The 18,838-nt window shown below is 60.9% G+C and carries 15 protein-coding genes and 3 tRNA genes; 10 read left to right on the forward strand and 8 right to left on the reverse strand.

Features of this window, described 5'->3' with window-relative positions; all coding sequences use genetic code 11:
* Positions 1–9: 9 nt before the first annotated feature.
* The 3 genes from accB to GHK62_RS01730 form a co-directional block, all read right to left on the reverse strand.
* Positions 10–486 (reverse strand): acetyl-CoA carboxylase biotin carboxyl carrier protein, encoded by a 477-nt coding sequence (gene accB, locus GHK62_RS01720; RefSeq protein ID WP_153436628.1) that lies wholly within the window; start codon positions 484–486, stop codon positions 10–12.
* Between the two features lie 24 nt (positions 487–510).
* The gene (aroQ, locus tag GHK62_RS01725; protein ID WP_153436629.1) at positions 511–957 is read right to left on the reverse strand and encodes a type II 3-dehydroquinate dehydratase; all 447 of its coding nucleotides are present in this window, start codon (positions 955–957) and stop codon (positions 511–513) included.
* A 156-nt stretch (positions 958–1,113) separates the two neighbouring features.
* Complete coding sequence (locus GHK62_RS01730; RefSeq protein WP_153436630.1) at positions 1,114–1,878, reverse strand: DsbA family protein; 765 nt, start codon at positions 1,876–1,878, stop codon at positions 1,114–1,116.
* A 234-nt stretch (positions 1,879–2,112) separates the two neighbouring features.
* Here GHK62_RS01730 and GHK62_RS01735 point away from each other — a divergent pair, with 234 nt between their 5' ends.
* Complete coding sequence (locus GHK62_RS01735) at positions 2,113–3,270, forward strand: pyridoxal phosphate-dependent aminotransferase (RefSeq protein ID WP_153436631.1); 1,158 nt, start codon at positions 2,113–2,115, stop codon at positions 3,268–3,270.
* Between the two features lie 173 nt (positions 3,271–3,443).
* Here the strand turns inward: GHK62_RS01735 and GHK62_RS01740 are convergent, their stop codons facing one another.
* Positions 3,444–6,239 (reverse strand): Rne/Rng family ribonuclease, encoded by a 2,796-nt coding sequence (locus GHK62_RS01740; protein WP_167528124.1) that lies wholly within the window; start codon positions 6,237–6,239, stop codon positions 3,444–3,446.
* Positions 6,240–6,982: 743 nt separating this feature from the next.
* On the opposite strand from GHK62_RS01740, the gene GHK62_RS01750 reads away from it, so the two are divergent.
* From GHK62_RS01750 to prfB, 3 genes are all read left to right on the forward strand, one after another.
* Entirely contained in the window at positions 6,983–8,227 is a 1,245-nt protein-coding gene (locus GHK62_RS01750; protein WP_153436632.1) for an N-acetylmuramoyl-L-alanine amidase, read from the forward strand.
* A 356-nt stretch (positions 8,228–8,583) separates the two neighbouring features.
* Positions 8,584–11,037, forward strand: coding sequence for a penicillin-binding protein 1A (locus GHK62_RS01755; protein ID WP_153436633.1), 2,454 nt, complete (start codon positions 8,584–8,586; stop codon positions 11,035–11,037).
* A gap of 210 nt (positions 11,038–11,247) precedes the next feature.
* Positions 11,248–12,379, forward strand: a protein-coding gene (gene prfB, locus GHK62_RS01760) for a peptide chain release factor 2 (RefSeq protein WP_153436634.1) whose coding sequence is annotated in 2 segments (ribosomal slippage) — positions 11,248–11,316 and positions 11,318–12,379 — 1,131 coding nt in all. Because the reading frame shifts where the segments join, the coding sequence is not laid out codon by codon here.
* A gap of 68 nt (positions 12,380–12,447) precedes the next feature.
* Here prfB and GHK62_RS01765 read toward each other — a convergent pair.
* On the reverse strand, positions 12,448–12,960 hold the full coding sequence (locus tag GHK62_RS01765) for a hypothetical protein (protein WP_153436635.1): 513 nt from the start codon (positions 12,958–12,960) through the stop codon (positions 12,448–12,450).
* A 90-nt stretch (positions 12,961–13,050) separates the two neighbouring features.
* Positions 13,051–13,824 (reverse strand): NAD kinase, encoded by a 774-nt coding sequence (locus GHK62_RS01770; RefSeq protein ID WP_153436636.1) that lies wholly within the window; start codon positions 13,822–13,824, stop codon positions 13,051–13,053.
* A 154-nt stretch (positions 13,825–13,978) separates the two neighbouring features.
* On the opposite strand from GHK62_RS01770, the gene GHK62_RS01775 reads away from it, so the two are divergent.
* A tRNA-Thr gene (locus tag GHK62_RS01775) sits at positions 13,979–14,054 on the forward strand.
* A gap of 35 nt (positions 14,055–14,089) precedes the next feature.
* Here the strand turns inward: GHK62_RS01775 and GHK62_RS01780 are convergent.
* A complete protein-coding gene (locus GHK62_RS01780; protein WP_153436637.1) occupies positions 14,090–15,040 on the reverse strand; it encodes a LysR family transcriptional regulator in 951 nt (316 codons plus the stop codon).
* A gap of 136 nt (positions 15,041–15,176) precedes the next feature.
* Between GHK62_RS01780 and GHK62_RS01785 the strand changes: the two genes are divergently transcribed.
* Entirely contained in the window at positions 15,177–15,797 is a 621-nt protein-coding gene (locus tag GHK62_RS01785) for an FMN-dependent NADH-azoreductase (RefSeq protein WP_153436638.1), read from the forward strand.
* Positions 15,798–15,906: 109 nt separating this feature from the next.
* Positions 15,907–16,179, forward strand: coding sequence for a hypothetical protein (locus GHK62_RS01790; RefSeq protein ID WP_153436639.1), 273 nt, complete (start codon positions 15,907–15,909; stop codon positions 16,177–16,179).
* 6 nt (positions 16,180–16,185) lie between these two features.
* On the opposite strand, the gene GHK62_RS01795 is transcribed toward GHK62_RS01790, so the two are convergent.
* Positions 16,186–17,061, reverse strand: a complete 876-nt coding sequence (locus GHK62_RS01795; protein ID WP_153436640.1) for a TrmH family RNA methyltransferase — start codon at positions 17,059–17,061, stop codon at positions 16,186–16,188.
* A 214-nt stretch (positions 17,062–17,275) separates the two neighbouring features.
* Between GHK62_RS01795 and GHK62_RS01800 the strand changes: the two genes are divergently transcribed.
* The 3 genes from GHK62_RS01800 to tuf all read left to right on the forward strand — a co-directional run.
* Positions 17,276–17,360 (forward strand) — tRNA-Tyr (locus tag GHK62_RS01800).
* A gap of 23 nt (positions 17,361–17,383) precedes the next feature.
* Positions 17,384–17,457: transfer RNA gene (locus GHK62_RS01805), tRNA-Gly, on the forward strand.
* Between the two features lie 263 nt (positions 17,458–17,720).
* A partial coding sequence (gene tuf, locus GHK62_RS01810) for an elongation factor Tu (RefSeq protein ID WP_153436641.1) occupies positions 17,721–18,838 on the forward strand: 1,118 nt, incomplete at its 3' end.

Raw genomic sequence — 18,838 nt, forward strand, 5'->3', positions numbered from 1 at the left:
CGCCATGCCTTATTCGATCACGATCAAGGGTTCGCCATATTCGACCGGGGCCGCGTCCTGAACGAGAATTTCGGTGACCTTGCCGGCGCGCGGTGCCGGAATCTGGTTCATCGTCTTCATCGCCTCGATAATCAGGATCGTCTGGCCTTCCTTGACCATCGCGCCGACCTCGATGAAGGGACGGGCGCCCGGCGCAGGAGCCAGATAGGCCGTACCGACCATCGGGGCGGTTACTGCATTTTTGGAGCTGCGGCCGCTCTCGGCAGCCGGCTGAGGCGCCGCAGCAGGCTGTGCGGCGGCAACCGAGGGCGGTGCCTGGTAAGTGGGCATTGCCGGCATCGACATCGCGACCGGCGTGCCGTTGCGCGAAACGCGGATGCGCAAGTCTTCCTGCTCCACTTCGATCTCGGTCAGGTCGGTATCCTTGAGGATATTGGCGAGATCGCGGATCAGCGCCTGGTCGATACCCGGTTTCTTTTCAGCCATGGGAATATGAGCCTCGTGTTCTTCTTATTTCGACTTGTCCGTCAGGTTCTTTAGCGCATGCAGCGCCAGAATGTAACTCTGTGCGCCGAAGCCGCAGATCACGCCCTTGACGGCGGGTGCGATCATCGACTTGTGGCGGAATTCCTCGCGCGCGTGGATGTTGGAAAGATGCAGTTCGACTACGGGGACCGCAATCGCACGAATGGCATCATGCATGGCAATCGACGTGTGGCCATAGGCGCCCGGGTTGATCGCGACGCCCGCGGCCTTGTCGCCGGCTTCGTGCAGCCAGTCCACAAGGGTGCCTTCGTGGTTCGACTGTCGGAAATCGACATCGAAGCCCAGCAACTTTCCCTCGGACGTGCACATGGCCTCGATATCGGAGAGCGTTTGGCCGCCATAAATGCCCGGTTCGCGCTTGCCGAGCGCGTTCAGGTTGGGGCCGTTCAGCACAAAAATCGTCGAGGGCATAAGGGATTCCGGTCCGATAATGGAGGGTTACCTATAGACTGATGGTCCCGCGAGGGAAAGCCCCTTGGGTTCCCGGGGGATTTGTCCACAAGCGATGGCGCTCGAGAGGGGTCGCGGCCCGAGCAAGGCCGCTTCGCATTTTCAGCGTTCGCGGGGTCAGCAGACGGTTTTGCCGCAGCTGCGCATGTTTTCCACCTTCGTGGAGATCTCGTCAGCGCCGACGGCCCCGAAGACGGCTTCGTTGCCGATCACATAGGAGGGTGTTCCAGTAATGCCGAGTTCGTTTGCGAGCGAATAGGCCTCGCGCATGGCAGCGTCCTGCGGCTCCTTTTCCATTTTCGCACGCAATTGTTCTTCGGTGACGCCGAGTTTCGCCGCGACGGCGATCGCCGTTTCCTCCGTCGCCCGCTCTTCGCCGCCGAGCAAAGCACGGTGGAAGTCGCCGTATTTCTCCGGAGCGATAAGGCGGAAAGCGGCACTGACCTTGTGGGCGGCAAGGGAATCAGGTCCGAGGATCGGCAATTCCTTCAGCACGAAACGCACATTCTTGTCCGCCGCGAGGATTTGATCCATGTCGGAAAGCGCCCGTTTGCAATAGCCGCAGTTGTAATCGTAGAACTCGACGATCGTCACATCGCCGTCGGGATTGCCAAGCGTGACGTCATATTCGGATTGGAAGATCGCCTTCTTGTTCGTGGCGATCGCCGCTTCGGCCGCTTCTTGCTGCTTGGCGCGCTGCTTGGCTGTAAGGGCCTCCTGCACTTCGAGCATGACCTCCGGATTGGCGAGCAGGTACTCCTTGATGAAGGCGCCGATTTCTTCTTTCTGCTTTGCATCGAGCGCGGCGGCCGTCTGCGGCAATGCTACGCTGGCAGCAAGGGCAAGCAGCGCTCCGGCGGCAATCATCTTCTTGAAGGTCATTCTTTCCTCGTTGTCTTTCCGTACTCTGTCTGTCGTTCATTTCACACGTTTGCGTCAATGTGCGTGTTTGAAAGACAACAATTATCAAGACTCTCGCACTCTCCTGATACGAGCATAGGGGGTGCCGGGGCGAAACGAAACGGCAAAATCGGCGGAAGTACGGCACTCTCGCACTTGTGAAGCGCAAAATGATCAGGCAAAGGGGCGCAGATAACCGCTTCTTGAGGATTTCCATTGACACAGATGTCGAAACGCAGTGCCGTCGAGCCGTTTCATGCCATGGATGTGCTGGCGGAAGCCACACGGCGTCGCGATGCCCGCCATCCGGTTATCTCGATGGCGGTGGGGCAACCGGTCCATCCGGCACCGAAGGCGGCACTTGAAGCGGCCAGACGTGCCCTTGAGCATGGGCGTCTGGGCTATACGGACGCGCTCGGTACTCTTTCCTTGAAGACCGCGATTGCCCGCCACTATCAAAGCCGCCATGCCATCACCCTCGATCCGCAGCGCATTGCAGTCACTACCGGTTCGTCAGCCGGCTTCAATCTGGCGTTCCTCGCGCTCTTCGATCCTGGTGACTGCGTCGCCATCGCCCGTCCGGGATATCCAGCCTACCGCAACATCCTGCAGGCGCTGGGTCTGACCGTCGTCGAGGTCGAGGCGGGCAGGGAGACCGGCTTCACCCTGACGCCGGAAAGCCTCGCGCGCGCGGCCGAGCGCATCGGCAGGCCGCTCAAGGGCGTTCTGCTTGCAAGCCCGGCCAACCCGACAGGAACGGTGACAGGCCGGGCCGGCCTCAAGGCGCTCGCGGACTATTGCCGTGCCGAGCGGATCGCCTTCATCTCCGACGAGATCTACCATGGTCTGACATTCGTCGGCGAAGAGGCCACCGCGCTTGAGGTGACCGACGACGTGGTCGTGATCAACTCCTTCTCGAAATACTATTGCATGACCGGTTGGCGCATCGGCTGGATGGTGTTGCCCGAGGCGCAGGTGCGCGGCTTCGAGCGCCTGGCACAGAGCCTCTATATCTCGCCGCCGGAGCTTTCCCAGATCGCTGCCGAGGCGGCGCTCGATGCACATGAAGAGCTGGACGGGTACAAGGCCGCTTATGCCGCCAACCGCGAACTGCTGATGAAGCGCCTGCCGCAAATCGGCCTTTCGATCGCCTCGCCGATGGATGGCGCCTTCTATGCCTATGTCGACGTCAGCCGGTTCACCAATGACAGCATGGCCTTCGCACGGCGGATGCTGGCCGAAATCAATGTTGCGGCGACGCCCGGCTTCGACTTCGATCCCCTGGAAGGCCACCGAACGATGCGGTTTTCCTATGCCGGATCCGCAGCCGAGATGTCGGAGGCAATGGATCGCGTCGCGCACTGGCTGGCCTGATTGAATGCCGGTTCAAGTGGGTCTGGCCGTCTTCGCAATCTTCGCCGGAAGCGAATGATGCACTCTCGACCGTAATCATTGCGACGATCGACGTGCCTCCGTGGCCGCAGTAACCAAGAAAAAGGCCCGGAGTGAACCCGGGCCTTTTCCATATCAGTCACTCAATCTCCGGCTCAGAAGAAGCCGCGACGCTGCCACCAGCCGCCCTTTTTCGGCTTCGGGGGTTCCTCGTCGTTGTTTTCCGTCTTGCTCGAAACATTCGAGGTGATAACCGGTTCGGACGCAATCGTCGCGAGGTCACGATTGGCCCTGGTCGGCTTTGTCTCTTCGAGATCGGCCTCGGCTTCCTCCACCGCTTCTGCCGCGGGATCTGCCGTCTCCGGCTGTGCTTCGACCGCTTCCTGCGCCGCCTCGTCAGCGTCGGCCTTGGCCGCCGCCTTCTTGCGAGTACGCTTCGGCTTGGCCGGTTTCAATTCTTCCGACACCGTCTCCACGGATGCGGCCTCGGCCGAAACCGCGTCTGCGGTATCCGCGGCTTCTACCGCTCCTTCCACAGCGGCGTCTTCGCTGGCAGCCTCCGCGGCGATTTCGCCGGAGGTTTCGCCCTCGGTCGCTTCCAGCTTGTTGCGGCGGCCGCCACGCTTGCCGCGGCGCCGACGCTTGCGCTTCTGGTCGCCATCGTCTGCTGCTTCGGCAGCCTCCAGAGCGTGTTCCTCGCCCTCGGCCTCCTCGGTTTCGTCGGCGACGCTCTCGATCGTCTCGTCAGCTTCGGCTGCGACCGCTTCCGGCGCCTGACCGCCACCCTTGCCGCGGCGCCGACGCCGACGCTTGCGCTTGCGGCCGCCCTGTTCGTCGGCCTGCTGCGCCTTCGCCTGCTCCGGACGCTCGGTCGCGGTCTCTTCCGCTTCCTCCTCGTCCAGATCTTCCTCGATCACCACGTCTTCTTCTTCCGGTTCTGGCTCGAAATGCAGAAGCTGTTCGATCTTGACCGGGTTCTCGACCGGCTCGCCCCGGTCGATCGCGAAATGCTGCGCGCCGACATGGGCATCGGCCTCGATGATGATCGAGACGCCGAAGCGCTGCTCGTAATCCGTGATCGTGCCGCGCTTCTGATTGAGCAGGTACAGGGCGATTTCGGGGATCGTACGCACGGTGATGTCGTGCGTCGTGTTCTTGAGCAGATACTCCTCGATGCCGCGCAACACATGCAGCGCGACGGAGGACTGCGAGCGGACGTGACCGGTGCCGTTGCAGTGCGGGCAGGTCTGCATCGTGCTCTCAAGAACCGAGGCACGGATGCGCTGGCGCGACATTTCGAGCAGGCCGAAATGCGAGATGCGGCCGACTTGGATGCGTGCCCGATCGTTCTTCAGGCAATCCTTGAGCTTCTTTTCGACCGCGCGGTTATTGCGCTTTTCCTCCATGTCGATGAAGTCGATGACGACAAGCCCGGCAAGGTCGCGAAGACGCAACTGGCGCGCCACTTCCTCGGCAGCCTCAAGGTTGGTCTGGAGGGCCGTGTCCTCAATCGAGTGCTCGCGGGTCGAGCGGCCGGAGTTGACGTCGATCGAAACGAGCGCTTCCGTCTGGTTGATGATGATGTAGCCGCCCGACTTCAGCGTTACCTGCGGCTGCAACATGCGATCGAGCTGCGCCTCGATGCCGGAACGCGAGAAGATCGGATGCACGTCGCGATAGGGCTGCACGACCTTCGCATGGCTCGGCATCAGCATCTTCATGAAGCCCTTGGCTTCCCTGTAGCCTTCCTCGCCGGAAACGATGATCTCGCTGATGTCCTTGTTGTAGAGATCGCGGATCGAGCGTTTGATCAGGCTGCCTTCCTCGTAGACGAGGCAAGGTGCGGTCGAATTCAGCGTCAGCGTGCGGACATTTTCCCACAGGCGCATCAGATATTCGAAGTCGCGCTTGATCTCGACCTTGGTGCGGTTCGCACCGGCCGTGCGCAGGATCACGCCCATGCCCTGCGGCACTTCGAGGCCGCGGGCGATTTCCTTGAGCCGCTTGCGGTCCTGGAGATTGGTGATCTTGCGGGAAATGCCGCCGCCGCGGGCGGTGTTCGGCATCAGAACCGAGTAGCGGCCGGCGAGCGAAAGGTAGGTGGTGAGCGCAGCGCCCTTGTTGCCGCGTTCTTCCTTGGCAACCTGGACCAGCAGGATCTGCCGGCGCTTGATCACCTCCTGAATGCGGTACTGCTTGCGAGGCTTGCGGATCTGACGGTCCGGCACCTCTTCCATGGCGTCTTCGGCGCCGACGGATTCGATGATTTCCTTTTCGCCGTCATGGGCGTCGTCGTCGTCATCGTCCTCGTCGCGGCGACGGCGCGTATCGACGTCTTCGGAAATCGAATCGGTGTCGACCATGGCGGCCATCTCGCCGCCGCCCTCTTCGCCTGCGTCCTGGCTCTCGGCCGCCTCAGAAGCTTCTTCGGCAGCCTTCGCCTTGGTGCGACGGGTGCGCTTCGGCTTTGCCTTCGCCTTTGGCTTCTCGGCGACGGCTTCAACTTCCGCAGGCGCTTCGGCGTTTGCCGCAACGAGTTCTGCGACCTCGCCAACCTCTGTGACCTCGGCAATCTCTGCTACGGTTTCCGGCTCGGCTTCTACCGTCGTCGGTTTCCGCTCGCTCGCCGTCTCGACCGGCTCGACGTCGTCGTCGCGGCGGGCCTCTTCGGCTTCCGCCTTCAAAAGCGCCTGACGATCGGCGAGGGGGATCTGGTAATAGTCCGGATGGATTTCGGCGAAAGCCAGGAACCCGTGGCGGTTGCCGCCGTAGTCAACGAAAGCGGCCTGGAGCGAAGGCTCCACCCTGGTCACCTTGGCCAGGTAAATATTGCCGCGGATCTGCTTCTTATGTTCCGATTCGAAGTCGAATTCTTCTATGCGGTTCCCGCGAACGACAACGACGCGCGTCTCCTCTGAGTGAGACGCATCGATAAGCATTTTCTCTGCCATCTAAGCTGTGCTCCTCGGCGCAACAGTGAAACGGCAGACAGACCTGCTTCCTTGGGAAGGCTGTCAAACACGTCGAAAGCTGCGCCGGATGTGAAAGGTCCTGTTTGGTGCAGGCGATGGTGCAGCAGCCAGACGGCAGCCGGAACGGTCACGTCCCGGGGCCTCTTTACTTCTGACCGATACTGCTGAGTCACATCAAAGACCAAACAAGAATGCCAATGTCCTGGACCTCCAAGGGGAGGCCCGATGAATGCGCCCGCTTGCGGGCATCTGGTGAAAATCACCGTCAAGAACTCCGGCCACCGCCGGAAATTTGCGATCCAGTATACGGGGAGGAAATGCGGCGACGGCGGATGAATACCTGCGGCCGCGTAAGGCATGATACGGTTGCAACCGGCAATTCCGGCTCGATCATTCCTGGCGCCAAGCTTCTCTAAAAGCTCCGGCTGCCCGGCCGACGATTCTATCCCGTCAACACTTTCTCCTTGTGACGCTTTTATGGTTTCTATGTCACATTGGCAAGGGAAAAGCCTTTGCCGCCACAATATTGATCGATTCGCTTGCCCCGGTGAAATCGATCGATAAGGAACGCGTTCGCGCCAGCGAGTCGCGTTGCGACGCGACCATTATAAGGGTTTTGTCAAGATTTGATTAACCATGAGGGTTCATTGGTTGAGGGGTTGATGGTTTGCCGGAAGGGCAGGCCGCTGGTATCTGAAGAAAATGGTGGGGAGCCCGGTGTGATGCCTTCGGCGAAACGTCTGTGTTCTTTGCGATCGGTGACGTCGTGGCGTCGCTCTCTGTGCGCAATCGCCTTTGCATTTGTTGCGACGACCGCGAGCGCGACCGCCGTGCGGGCCGCCGAACCACTGCTCGCCTTTGCTGCCCGGATCGCTGGCGACGATGCCCGTACGCGCATTGTGGTCGAATTCGACCGCAAGCCGGAATTCTCAATCCACTATGTCGCAAATCCGGTCCGCGTCATCGTCGACTTGCCGGAAACCTCCTTCGGATTGAAGCCGGAGAGCCTGGAGCCGCGCGGACTTTTCGACGCAATCCGCTATGGGGGAATGGGGGGCGGCACGTCGCGGGTCGTCCTGTCCGCCAAGGGGCCGGTGGAAGTCAGCCATGCGGAAGTGAAGCCGCAAGAGGACGGCAAGAGCTTTCGACTCATCCTTGATGCCGAGAAGATCGACAAGGCCCGCTTCGATGAACTTCTCGTAGACCAGCAATGGACGGGAACGATGCGTGCGGTAAAGACCGATCGGCCGGTCGCCGTCGTGAAGGACCCCGGCGCCTTTGTCATTGCTGTCGACGCCGGCCATGGCGGCATCGATACGGGCGCCATCGGCACCGTCACCAAGACCGAGGAAAAGCATGTGACGCTCGCCTTCGCGGAGGAACTGGTCGCGACGCTGAAGCGCGAAGCCGGTGTCGAGGCATTCCTGACCCGCGATCGCGACGAATTCCTGTCGCTGCCGCAGCGTGTGCAGATCGCGCGGCAGAAAGGCGCCAACCTGTTCATCTCCGTTCACGCCGACACGCTGAAACAAAAGGACATTCGCGGGGCCACGGTCTATACCATCTCCGACAAGGCATCCGACCATCTCGCAGCCAGCTTGGCTGAGCGCGAAAACCTGTCCGACGAGATCGCCGGAGTACCGCTGCAAAGCGAGCCGGCGGAAGTGGCGGACATCCTGATCGATCTCACGCGCCGCGAAACCCAGGCCTTCTCGGTCAATCTCGCGCGCACCGTCGTTTCGTCCTTCGAAGGCCAGATCGGCCTGATCAACAATCCCCATCGCCACGCGGGTTTCCGCGTCCTGCAGGCACCGGACGTGCCCTCCATCCTGCTTGAACTCGGCTTCCTTTCGAACAAGGACGATGAGAAGCAATTACTTGATCCGGTATGGCGCAAGAAGGTGTCGGGCCTGCTAGCGGCGGCCGTTCGACGCTATCGCGAAACAGCAGTCGCAAATGGCGGCTAGGTTCGGCGCAATCGACTGCATCGGGCGTGGTTGCGGCGTACGGGAAGTGATTTGTGTCGCCCGGGTAACAGCGATATGCTTTTCAACAGGATGCGCACGGGATAATCGGAAACCAGCCCTATTTTACTCACAATCCGGGCACTTAGGGAAAAGGTGCCCGGATTTGTTGAGGAAGAGTGTTGATGCTTGACCTTCCTCGCCATATGAGGGAGCGCGTAGCCGCTATACCAGACGATTTCTGACGAAGAGTTTTGGCGAGGTCGATTTCGTTTGCGAGAACACGAAGCCTCCGGGCCTTCGCATCATGCGACGACGACCTGGCGATGGGACGATAATTAGGTACCGGTATCTGACTGATGATCAGACTGATTGGATATTTTTTCGGCATTGGTGCGTTTCTGCTGCTTGGCGTTGCTGCGGCCGTCGCGATCTACCTTGGCGCCATCACCAAGGATCTGCCGGACTACGAGGTGCTGGCCAAATACGCGCCGCCGGTAACCACTCGTTTCCACGCCGGCAATGGCGCCCTGATGGCCGAATATGCCCGCGAGCGGCGCCTCTACCTTCCGATCCAGGCGATCCCTGATCGCGTCAAGGCGGCCTTCATTTCTGCCGAAGACAAGAATTTCTACCAGCATCCCGGCGTCGACATCACCGGTCTCGTCCGCGCCATCGCCGTCAACCTGCAGAACTTCGGCTCCGGGCGGCGCCCGGTCGGCGCTTCGACGATTACCCAACAGGTCGCGAAGAACTTCCTGCTGACCTCCGACCAGACGATCGATCGCAAGATCAAGGAAGCAATCCTCTCCTTCCGCATCGAGCAGGCCTACAGCAAGGATCGAATTCTCGAGCTCTACCTCAACGAGATCTTCTTCGGCCTGAACTCCTACGGAATTGCCGGCGCCGCGCTGACCTATTTCGACAAGTCGGTAACCGAACTGACCGTTGCCGAAGCCGCCTATCTCGCTGCATTGCCGAAAGGGCCGGCCAACTATCATCCCTTCCGCAAGACGGAAGCCGCGATCGAGCGCCGCAACTGGGTGGTCGACCGGATGGTGGAAAACGGCTACGTGACCAAGGCGGATGGCGAAGACGCCAAGAAGCAGCCGCTTGGGGTCACCCCGCGCCGCGGTGGCGCTCACCTTTTCGCGTCCGACTTCTTCGCCGAGGAAGTGCGTCGTCAGATCATCCAGAAGTATGGGGACAACGCGCTTTATGAGGGCGGCCTCTCGGTGCGTACGTCGCTTGATCCGCATCTGCAGATCGTGGCGCGCAAGGCGCTGCAGGACGGCCTTTTGAACTACGACGAGCGCCGCGGCTTCCACGGCCCGATCAAGACGATCGAGATCGGCGGCGACTGGGGCGAGCCGCTCGGCAAGATCCCGAGCCTCAGCGATGTGCCGGAGTGGAAGCTGGCAGTTGTCCTTTCGGTCGACACCGAGGGTGCGCAGATCGGTATCCAGCCGGAGAAGGAAGCATCCGGCAAGATCGTCCCGGAGCGCGTGACAGGGCACATTTCGGCAAAGAACATGCAGTGGGCCTACCGTTCTGCCGGTGGCCAGCGCAAGACCGCCAAATCGCCGGAAGGTGTGCTCGGACCGGGTGATGTCATCTATGTCGAACCGGCGGGCGAAGAGGGTGAATATCGGCTGCGCCAGCCGCCGAAGGTACAGGGCGGGTTGGTCGCGATGGATCCGCACACCGGCCGCGTGCTGGCGATGGTCGGCGGCTTTTCTTACGCCCAGTCGGAGTTCAACCGTGCGACGCAGGCGATGCGCCAGCCCGGCTCGTCGTTCAAGCCCTTCGTGTACGCGGCCGCGCTCGACAATGGCTATACGCCGGCCTCGGTCATCCTCGATGCGCCGATCGAGATCGTTGCCGGCGGCCAGGTCTGGCGCCCGGAGAACTACGGTGGCGGCTCTGCCGGTCCTTCCACCCTTCGCCTGGGCATCGAGAAGTCGCGCAACCTGATGACAGTGCGGCTTGCCAACGACATGGGCATGAACATCGTTGCCGAATATGCAGAGCGTTTCGGAATCTATGACAAGATGGCGCCACTGCTTTCGATGTCGCTCGGCTCGGGCGAGACCACGGTGCTGCGCATGGTTTCGGCCTATGCCGTGATCGCCAACGGCGGCAAGCAGATCAAGCCGTCGCTGATCGACCGGATTCAGGACCGTTATGGCAAGACCATCTTCCGCCACGAGGATCGGACCTGTGACAACTGCAATGCCGATGACTGGGCGAGCCAGGAAGAGCCGGTGCTGACGGACAACCGCGAGCAGGTTCTCGATCCAATGACGTCCTATCAGATCACGTCGATGATGGAGGGCGTCATCACGCGTGGCACGGCAGCTGGCAAGATCAAGCTCGACCGTCCGATTGCCGGCAAGACGGGGACGACCAACGACGAGAAGGATGCCTGGTTCGTGGGCTATACCCCCGACCTCGTGGCCGGCCTTTATCTCGGCTTCGACGATCCGGCGCCGCTCGGTCGCGGGGCGACCGGCGGCAGCCTCTCGGCGCCGATCTTCAACGCCTTCATCCAGGAGGCGGTCAAGGGCACACGTCCCAGCAAGTTCGTGGTGCCGGAAGGCATGAGCCTCATTCCCGTCAACCGAAAGACAGGCATGGCGGCTGTCGAAGGCGAGCCGGACACGATCATCGAGGCCTTCAAGCCGGGCACTGGCCCCGCCGATTCCTTCTCCGTCATCGGTGGTCTCGATCAATACGTGCCGCCTGAGGAGATCCTGAGGAACTCGCCGCAGGCGAACCAGGCGGTGACGTCCGGCTCCAACGGCCTGTTCTGACCCTTTCCATCCAATGCATGTCGCCCAAAAGTGCGCAGCGGTTTTGGGATAGCGACTTGCACAAAATCCAAATGCATGTCGCCCAAAAGTGCGCAGCGGTTTTGGGATAACGACATGCACAGATAAGAAGCACCGCCCGTCGCCTTTACATCGGCGGCGGGCGTCGCTATTTGAGCGTCACGTTTTTACGGGTTCACAAGAAGCAGGAACATGCGAAGCGAAATCGAAAACATTGTCGACGAAATCAAGCAGGCCATAAGCCTGCTGAGGAGGCATCTTTGACTGGGACCAGGCGATAAGACGACTGGACTGGTTGAACAACAAGGCTGAGGACCCGTCGCTCTGGAACGATGCCGCCGAGGCGCAGAAGCTGATGCGCGAGCGCCAACAGCTCGACGACGGCATAAACGGCCTGCGCCGGTTCGAGCAACAGCTTAACGACAATATCGAGCTGATCGAACTTGGCGAGGAAGAAGGCGACGCAGCGATCGTCGCGGACGCCGAAGAAGCGTTGAAACAGCTGCGCAACGAAGCCGCGAAGAAGCAGGTCGAGGCCATGCTTTCGGGCGAGGCGGATCAGAACGACACCTATCTCGAAGTCCATTCGGGTGCCGGCGGCACGGAAAGCCAGGACTGGGCGAACATGCTGCTGCGCATGTATACCCGCTGGGCCGAGCGCCAGGGCTATAAGGTGGAACTCATGGAAATCCAGGACGGGGAAGAGGCCGGCATCAAGTCCGCCACGCTCCTCGTCAAGGGTCACAACGCCTATGGTTGGCTGAAGACGGAGTCGGGCGTGCACCGGCTTGTCCGTATCTCGCCCTACGACAGCAATGCCCGGCGGCATACCTCGTTCTCGTCCATCTGGGTCTACCCGGTGGTCGACGATTCGATTCAGATCGATATCAACGAAGGCGACTGCCGGATCGATACCTACCGTTCTTCGGGCGCCGGTGGCCAGCACGTCAACACGACCGATTCTGCCGTGCGCATTACGCACATGCCGAGCGGCATCGTGGTGCAGTGCCAGCAGGAGCGCTCTCAGCACAAGAACCGGGCCAAGGCTTGGGACATGTTGCGCGCGCGGCTCTACGAGGCCGAGCTCAAGAAGCGCGAGGAAGCGGCGAATGCCGAGGCGGCCTCCAAGACCGATATCGGCTGGGGCCACCAGATCCGTTCCTATGTTCTCCAGCCCTACCAGCTGGTGAAGGATTTGCGGACGGGCGTCGAGAGCACGAGCCCCGGCGATGTACTCGACGGCGAATTGAACGACTTCATGGAGGCGGCTCTGGCCCACCGTGTACAGGGCGGCGCGGATGCCGTTGTCGAAGACTTGAGCTAGCGCAATCCCAGGAAACTAGACCATTGGAGGCCGGGTGCATGCGCCCGGCCTTCTTTATTGTGGCGGTGTCAGTTTGTTGCGCGCTCGATCTTGATGTCGCCGACATCATCGATCACCACGGTCCAGGATTCCGGTTCCCTGGCCGAAGGGTCCGTCTTCAGATAGACGGTTGCGAACATGCCCGGTTGCTCGGTGATTCCGGTCGAAGTTTCCGGCCGGATGTCTGTGACATAGGGCTTCAATGCGGTGAATTCTTCCAGCTCGGCCGACGAAAGCACTTCAGGACCGGCGGGTGTCGAGGCAACCTGCTGAAGGTGCACTTGAGCGGTGCCGTCGTTCTGGCGAACCGCGATGAGCTTGTAGTAGCCACGCTTACCGCCAGGTGAGCTTCCCTGGGAACCGGATGCCGCGCCGCCGGCATTTTTCTCCGCACTATCCTGTGAAAGCGCTGCGCCGCTTTCCTCCCAGTAACCGGTGCTGGTCACAAAGGTAATGTTCGAGGGAAGGATGGGGGATTCTTGCGCCCAGAGGTTGCTTGCGGGCAGGGCGAGGCAAAACGCGAGAAGCAGGGCTTTATACATCGGTCGACGCATCCTCCTGAAATGCCTGAACGGCGGGGGCCGGCGGCTACCGTTTTGAACCATATCACATTGGTCTTGCAACGTGTGATTTCAATTGGAGAATTGCTCTGCAAGAATGCGATCGGACCAGGAATGGTCCGGATCGGAGAGGATCCGGGCGGTCAGCTTTTCGGATTCGGCGATGCGAACCTTGACGACCGACTTCACCTCCTGGTGATCGGCGACCGCGTTGACCGGTCGCTTGTCCGCCTCGAGGATCTCGATCTCGACGGTGACGTGATTGGGCAGCAGCGCGCCGCGCCAACGCCGTGGGCGGAACGGGCTGACGGGCGTGAGCGCCAGCAGTGGTGCTTCGAGCGGCAGGATCGGGCCGTGCGCGGAGAGGTTGTATGCCGTCGAGCCGGCCGGCGTCGCCAGGAGAAGGCCGTCGCAGGTCAGTTCCTCAAGCCTCGTCTTGCCGTCGATGATGACCTTCAGTTTGGCGGCCTGATAGGATTGGCGAAACAGATAGACTTCGTTGATCGCCAATGCCGTGAATATGTTGCCGTTGACGTCCGTTGTCTGCATCTCCAGGGGGTGAAAGGCATTCTCGACAGCTTTTTCGATGCGGCGATGCAGGTTTTCCGTGCTGTAGCGGTTCATCAGAAAGCCCACCGAGCCGCGGTTCATGCCATAGACGAGTTTGCCGGAGTTCATCGTCTTGTGCAGCGTATGCAGCATGAAGCCGTCACCGCCGAGTGCGACGATCACGTCGGCCTCGTCCGCTTCGTGATTGCCATAAATGGCCTTGAGATCCTTGGCCGCCTTTTGCGCCTCTTCTGCCGAGGAGGCGAGGAAGGCGAGTGTGTTGAACTTGCGGGCCATAAGACTCAGTCCGTCATCGTGAAAGGGCAGGGCGGTCGGGTTGCTAATCCCATTTTCTGGCACGGCCTCGTCGTGAACGCACCCGAAAAATTGGGAGAAGCCGCATTTTTGCTTTACACGGAATCAGAATATGATAACTCCCAGCGCGGAAAGTGCCCTTATAGCTCAGTTGGTAGAGCGGCTGATTTGTAATCAGTAGGTCGGGAGTTCGAGTCTCTCTGGGGGCACCATTTTTTTCAACGGCTTAGCCGTATTCCCCATACATTCACTTTCCGATCAGGTCGAACGATGCCGCCGGTCTCGGGTCGAACTCGACGCAGCGCGCCATGGCGGTGAACAGGTTTTCGGCGAGATAGTCGATCAGGGCGCGCGTTGCGGGCAGCAGACCGCGGCGAGAGGGGAAAACGAGGTGGACCATGACATCGCCCGACGTCCATTCCGGCAGGACCGGAACGAGGACGCCGGTGCGGAAGGCGCGTTCGCAGATGTGGTCCGGCAATAGCGCAATTCCCATACCCTCGATCGCGGCGCGTTCAAGAATGAGGAAGTCGCTGCAGCCGATGATCGGCCGGTGTCCAATTTCGATTGTGGTTCCGTCAGTATGACGCAGCCGCCAGGTGTCGTTGGTATGGTGCTCGTTCGTCGAAAGCGTCGGCATCTCGGCAAGATTGTCGACGGTGATGCCATTGAGACGGGCGAGAAGCGTCGGGCTTGCCGCGAGTCGCTGGCGCACCGTGCCGAACTGGCGCACGATCAATTGACTGTCGGTGTCAAGCTGTTCGCGAGCGCGCAGAGCGACATCGATTCGCTCCTCGACGAGGTCAAGGCGCCTGTTGGTCGTCGTGATCAGCAAACGAACGCCGGGATATCGGCGATGGAAGCCGGGCAGGATGTCAGCCAGCATCGGCGTGAAGCCAAATGGGCAACCGAGCCGGACGATCCCCGTCGGCTCGGCACGCACCGCCGCGATTTCGGCCTCGGCCGCCTCGACGCCTTCCAGCAATCCCTGGCAATGCTCGTAGAAGACGGTCCCGATTTCGGTCATCCGCAGCTTGCGGGTCGAGCGCTCGAGCAGACGGACGCCAAGTTGCTCTTCCAGGCGCGCGACATGCTTGCTGAGCTTCGATTTTGGCATGTTCAGGTCTCGCGCTGCCGCGCTGAAGCCATTGTTTCTTACGACGGCCGCGAAGAGCGCGATGTCATTAAGGTCCTGCATTTCCTGCCTCCAAGGCCGTCGTTCCACGAAAGATTGTTTCTATCAGGAAACAGAATGTCAAATATCTGCGCACTTATCCTGCGATTGTTTTCCGATCATATGAAGGACACCGCAACGCAACATAAAGGTGCCTCCCATGAAAGTCCTTCATATCGACTCCGGCATTCTCGGAGAACATTCGGTTTCCCGTCGCCTGACAGCAGCGATCGTCTCTCAGATCAAGGCCGACCGGCCGGACGCCGAGATCACCTATCGCGACCTGGTGGCCAACGGTGTGCAGCACCTCACCGGCTCGCAGATCATGGCCCCGGCCGATCTCGGTGGCGTCGAACCGGCTCTCGCCGCCGACGTTCAGAGCGGTCGCCGGATGCTGGAAGAATTCCTGGCCGCTGACACCGTCGTGGTCGGTGCGCCGATGTACAACTTCTCCATTCCGAGCCAGCTGAAGGCGTGGATCGATCGGCTCGCCGTCGCCGGCAAGACCTTCCGCTACACCGAAGCTGGCCCGGAGGGGCTCGCAAAGGGCAAGAAGGTCATCATCGCATCGACCCGCGGCGGACATTATTCCGCTGGCCCGGCTGCAGCCATGGACCATCAGGAAAGCTACCTGAGGACAGTTTTCGGCTTCTTCGGCATCACCGATGTCGAATTCGTCCGCGCTGAGGGCCTCAACCTCGGCGACGATTCGAAGCAGTTCGCGATTGCTGAGGCCGAAAAGGCGATCACTGCCGGCAACGTCCTTCGTCTGGCGAGCTAAGACGTTCATCTGGACCGTGAGATATCGGTTCGTTGCGGAGAATGCCGGCTGTGAAAGCAGCCGGCATTCTCCGTTTTTACTGGTCGTCATTTCGCGCTAATATCCACGTATGAAACGTCTGCGCGCGATGCCGATAGCAACGCTGTCGCTGGCGGCGATCATGGCCGCCGGAGGTGTTCTCGCGGCCCCGCCTGACGCGCGCTGCACCTGCCGCAACCGTGACGGATCGAAATACGAAATCGGGCAAACCGCCTGCATCAGGGTCGGCGGCATCTCCTATCTGGCGCGCTGCGAAATGAATCTCAACGTGAGCACCTGGAAGAAGCTGCGTGACGGATGCCCGACGGCCGAAATCGGACCAGCGGACATGCTCCTCGATTAAAGCCGTCTAGATCTTCAAGAACTGTCTTGCCGCATACATCGCGATCGCCGCAGCATTCGAGACGTTGAGCGACTTGATTGCTCCCGGCATGTCGAGCCGGGCAAGCGCCCTTACCGTCTGACGCGTCTTTTGCCGCAACCCCTTGCCCTCCGACCCCAATACGAGGGCGATCCTGTTGCCGGCGAATGTACCTTCGAGCGGCTCCGGACCTTCCGAATCGAGACCGATTGTCAGGAAGCCGAGCTTGTGCAGTTCATCGATCGCGTCGGCGAGATTGGTGATCTGGATATAAGGGATCAGTTCCAGGGCGCCGGAGGCGGATTTTGCCAGGACGCCCGACTCGGTCGGACTGTGGCGCATCGTGGTGATGAGCGCGCCGGCATCGAAGGCGACCGCGGAGCGCATGATCGCCCCGACATTGTGGGGATCGGTCACCTGGTCGAGAACCAGAATCAGCGGGCAGTCGCGCAGCGCTTCGAGCCTACGGTGCGGCAACGGCCGCGTCTCCAGCATCACGCCCTGGTGGATGGCGTCCGGGCCGAGGATCCTGTCCAGATCCTGCGGCGTCACGACTTCGGTTGGAAAGGGAAGCGCGGACAGGTCGCCGAGCTCGAGCCGGGCAGCTGCGTTCTGGGTTACAGAGAGGCGAACGATTTTCCGTTCCGGATTGTCGAGGGCAGCGCGAACCGTATGCAGGCCGTAGAGAAGCACCTGCTCGGGCGCCAGCGCCGGAGGCTTCCAGTCGGCAGGCATCTTCTTGCGCTTGTCCTGCCGGGGCGTGGGGATCTCGCCGCGCTCGCGCCGGGCGTCGCGGTGGGCGCGCCGGAGATTGGCATAATGGGTGTCCCTGGCGCTCTTGTCGCCGCTCTTGTCCTTGCTCATGCGCGTCTTATAGTAAGGTTCGGTCGTCGTTGGAAACGCTTTCGGCAATCATCGCCAGCGCCGCAGTGGAGAATTTCTGAAATTTTGCGTTTCGCCGTGTTGACAGGACGAAGGAGGGCGGTCATATACCCGGCGCAGATCGCGAGGCGGCAGCAAACGTCGCCGCTTCCTTCACGATCTCAAATGCTTGGTCGATTGATCCCGACAGAATAATGGAGGGATGCCCGAGTGGTTAAAGGGGACGGACTGTAAATCCGTTGGCTCAGCCTACGTTGGTTCAAATCCAACTCCCTCCACCATTCTGCTTCAGGATCGAAGGCCCGCGGGTATAGCTCAATGGTAGAGCAGCAGCCTTCCAAGCTGAATACGCGGGTTCGATTCCCGCTACCCGCTCCAGCTCATTCCAGCATCGCAAGGTACGGTTCAGACAGCGCTTCAAGTAAACGTCGCATGTCGATGATTGTGCTTGTGTTCGCGCGCTCGATTTACCGCCGCACTGATATCCGGCACGTCGTTCGATCCTGTGGCGCTGAACGGCTGTGCAGCACCGTCCCGGCGCACACAATTAAGTCTTGCGCAAATCCCGGGAAACCCTTAAACGGCTCGACAAACCGGCCGAGCCGGCTGATCCATCTTATTTGACCACAGGAAACGTACCCATGGCAAAGAGCAAATTTGAGCGCAACAAGCCGCACGTTAACATTGGCACGATTGGCCACGTTGACCATGGCAAGACGTCGCTGACGGCAGCGATCACGAAGTACTTCGGCGAGTTCAAGGCGTATGACCAGATCGACGCTGCGCCGGAAGAAAAGGCCCGTGGTATCACCATTTCGACGGCGCACGTCGAATACGAGACGCCGAACCGTCACTATGCGCACGTCGACTGCCCCGGCCACGCCGACTACGTCAAGAACATGATCACCGGCGCGGCGCAGATGGACGGCGCGATCCTGGTTGTTTCGGCGGCCGACGGCCCGATGCCGCAGACCCGCGAGCACATCCTGCTCGCCCGCCAGGTCGGCGTTCCGGCGATCGTCGTGTTCCTGAACAAGGTCGACCAGGTTGACGACGCCGAGCTGCTCGAGCTCGTCGAGCTCGAAGTGCGCGAACTGCTGTCGTCCTACGAATTCCCGGGCGACGACATTCCGATCATCAAGGGTTCGGCGCTCGCCGCGCTTGAAGACAGCGACAAGAAGATCGGCGAAGACGCGATCCGCGAGCTGATGGCAGCGGTTGACGCCTACATCCCGACGCCGGAGCGCCCGATCGACTTGCCGTTCCTGATGCCGATCGAAGACGTGTTCTCGATCTCGGGCCGCGGTACGGTTGTGACCGGTCGCGTCGAGCGCGGCATCATCAAGGTCGGTGAGGAAGTCGAGATCGTCGGCATCCGTCCGACGACGAAGACGACCTGCACGGGCGTCGAAATGTTCCGCAAGCTGCTCGACCAGGGCCAGGCCGGCGACAACATCGGTGCGCTCTTGCGCGGTGTCGACCGCAACGGCGTCGAACGCGGCCAGATCCTGTGCAAGCCGGGTTCGGTGACGCCGCACACGAAGTTCAAGGCGGAAGCCTACATCCTGACGAAGGAAGAAGGTGGCCGTCATACGCCGTTCTTCACCAACTATCGTCCGCAGTTCTACTTCCGCACGACGGACGTGACCGGCATCGTGACGCTGCCGGAAGGCACGGAAATGGTGATGCCGGGCGACAACGTGACGGTTGACGTCGAGCTGATCGTGCCGATCGCGATGGAAGAAAAGCTGCGCTTCGC

This window comes from Sinorhizobium terangae, from assembly GCF_009601505.1.
GTDB lineage: Bacteria > Pseudomonadota > Alphaproteobacteria > Rhizobiales > Rhizobiaceae > Sinorhizobium > Sinorhizobium terangae.

What these genes read in the sequence shown, in the direction of transcription:
- accB (WP_153436628.1), bottom strand. Translation starts at nt 486, where the DNA reads ATGGCTGAAAAGAAACCGGGTATCGACCAGGCGCTGATCCGCGATCTC.
- aroQ (WP_153436629.1), bottom strand. Translation starts at nt 957, where the DNA reads ATGCCCTCGACGATTTTTGTGCTGAACGGCCCCAACCTGAACGCGCTC.
- GHK62_RS01730 (WP_153436630.1), bottom strand. Translation starts at nt 1,878, where the DNA reads ATGACCTTCAAGAAGATGATTGCCGCCGGAGCGCTGCTTGCCCTTGCT.
- GHK62_RS01740 (WP_167528124.1), bottom strand. Translation starts at nt 6,239, where the DNA reads ATGGCAGAGAAAATGCTTATCGATGCGTCTCACTCAGAGGAGACGCGC.
- GHK62_RS01750 (WP_153436632.1), top strand. Translation starts at nt 6,983, where the DNA reads ATGCCTTCGGCGAAACGTCTGTGTTCTTTGCGATCGGTGACGTCGTGG.
- GHK62_RS01755 (WP_153436633.1), top strand. Translation starts at nt 8,584, where the DNA reads ATGATCAGACTGATTGGATATTTTTTCGGCATTGGTGCGTTTCTGCTG.
- GHK62_RS01765 (WP_153436635.1), bottom strand. Translation starts at nt 12,960, where the DNA reads ATGTATAAAGCCCTGCTTCTCGCGTTTTGCCTCGCCCTGCCCGCAAGC.
- GHK62_RS01770 (WP_153436636.1), bottom strand. Translation starts at nt 13,824, where the DNA reads ATGGCCCGCAAGTTCAACACACTCGCCTTCCTCGCCTCCTCGGCAGAA.
- GHK62_RS01780 (WP_153436637.1), bottom strand. Translation starts at nt 15,040, where the DNA reads ATGCAGGACCTTAATGACATCGCGCTCTTCGCGGCCGTCGTAAGAAAC.
- GHK62_RS01785 (WP_153436638.1), top strand. Translation starts at nt 15,177, where the DNA reads ATGAAAGTCCTTCATATCGACTCCGGCATTCTCGGAGAACATTCGGTT.
- GHK62_RS01790 (WP_153436639.1), top strand. Translation starts at nt 15,907, where the DNA reads ATGAAACGTCTGCGCGCGATGCCGATAGCAACGCTGTCGCTGGCGGCG.
- GHK62_RS01795 (WP_153436640.1), bottom strand. Translation starts at nt 17,061, where the DNA reads ATGAGCAAGGACAAGAGCGGCGACAAGAGCGCCAGGGACACCCATTAT.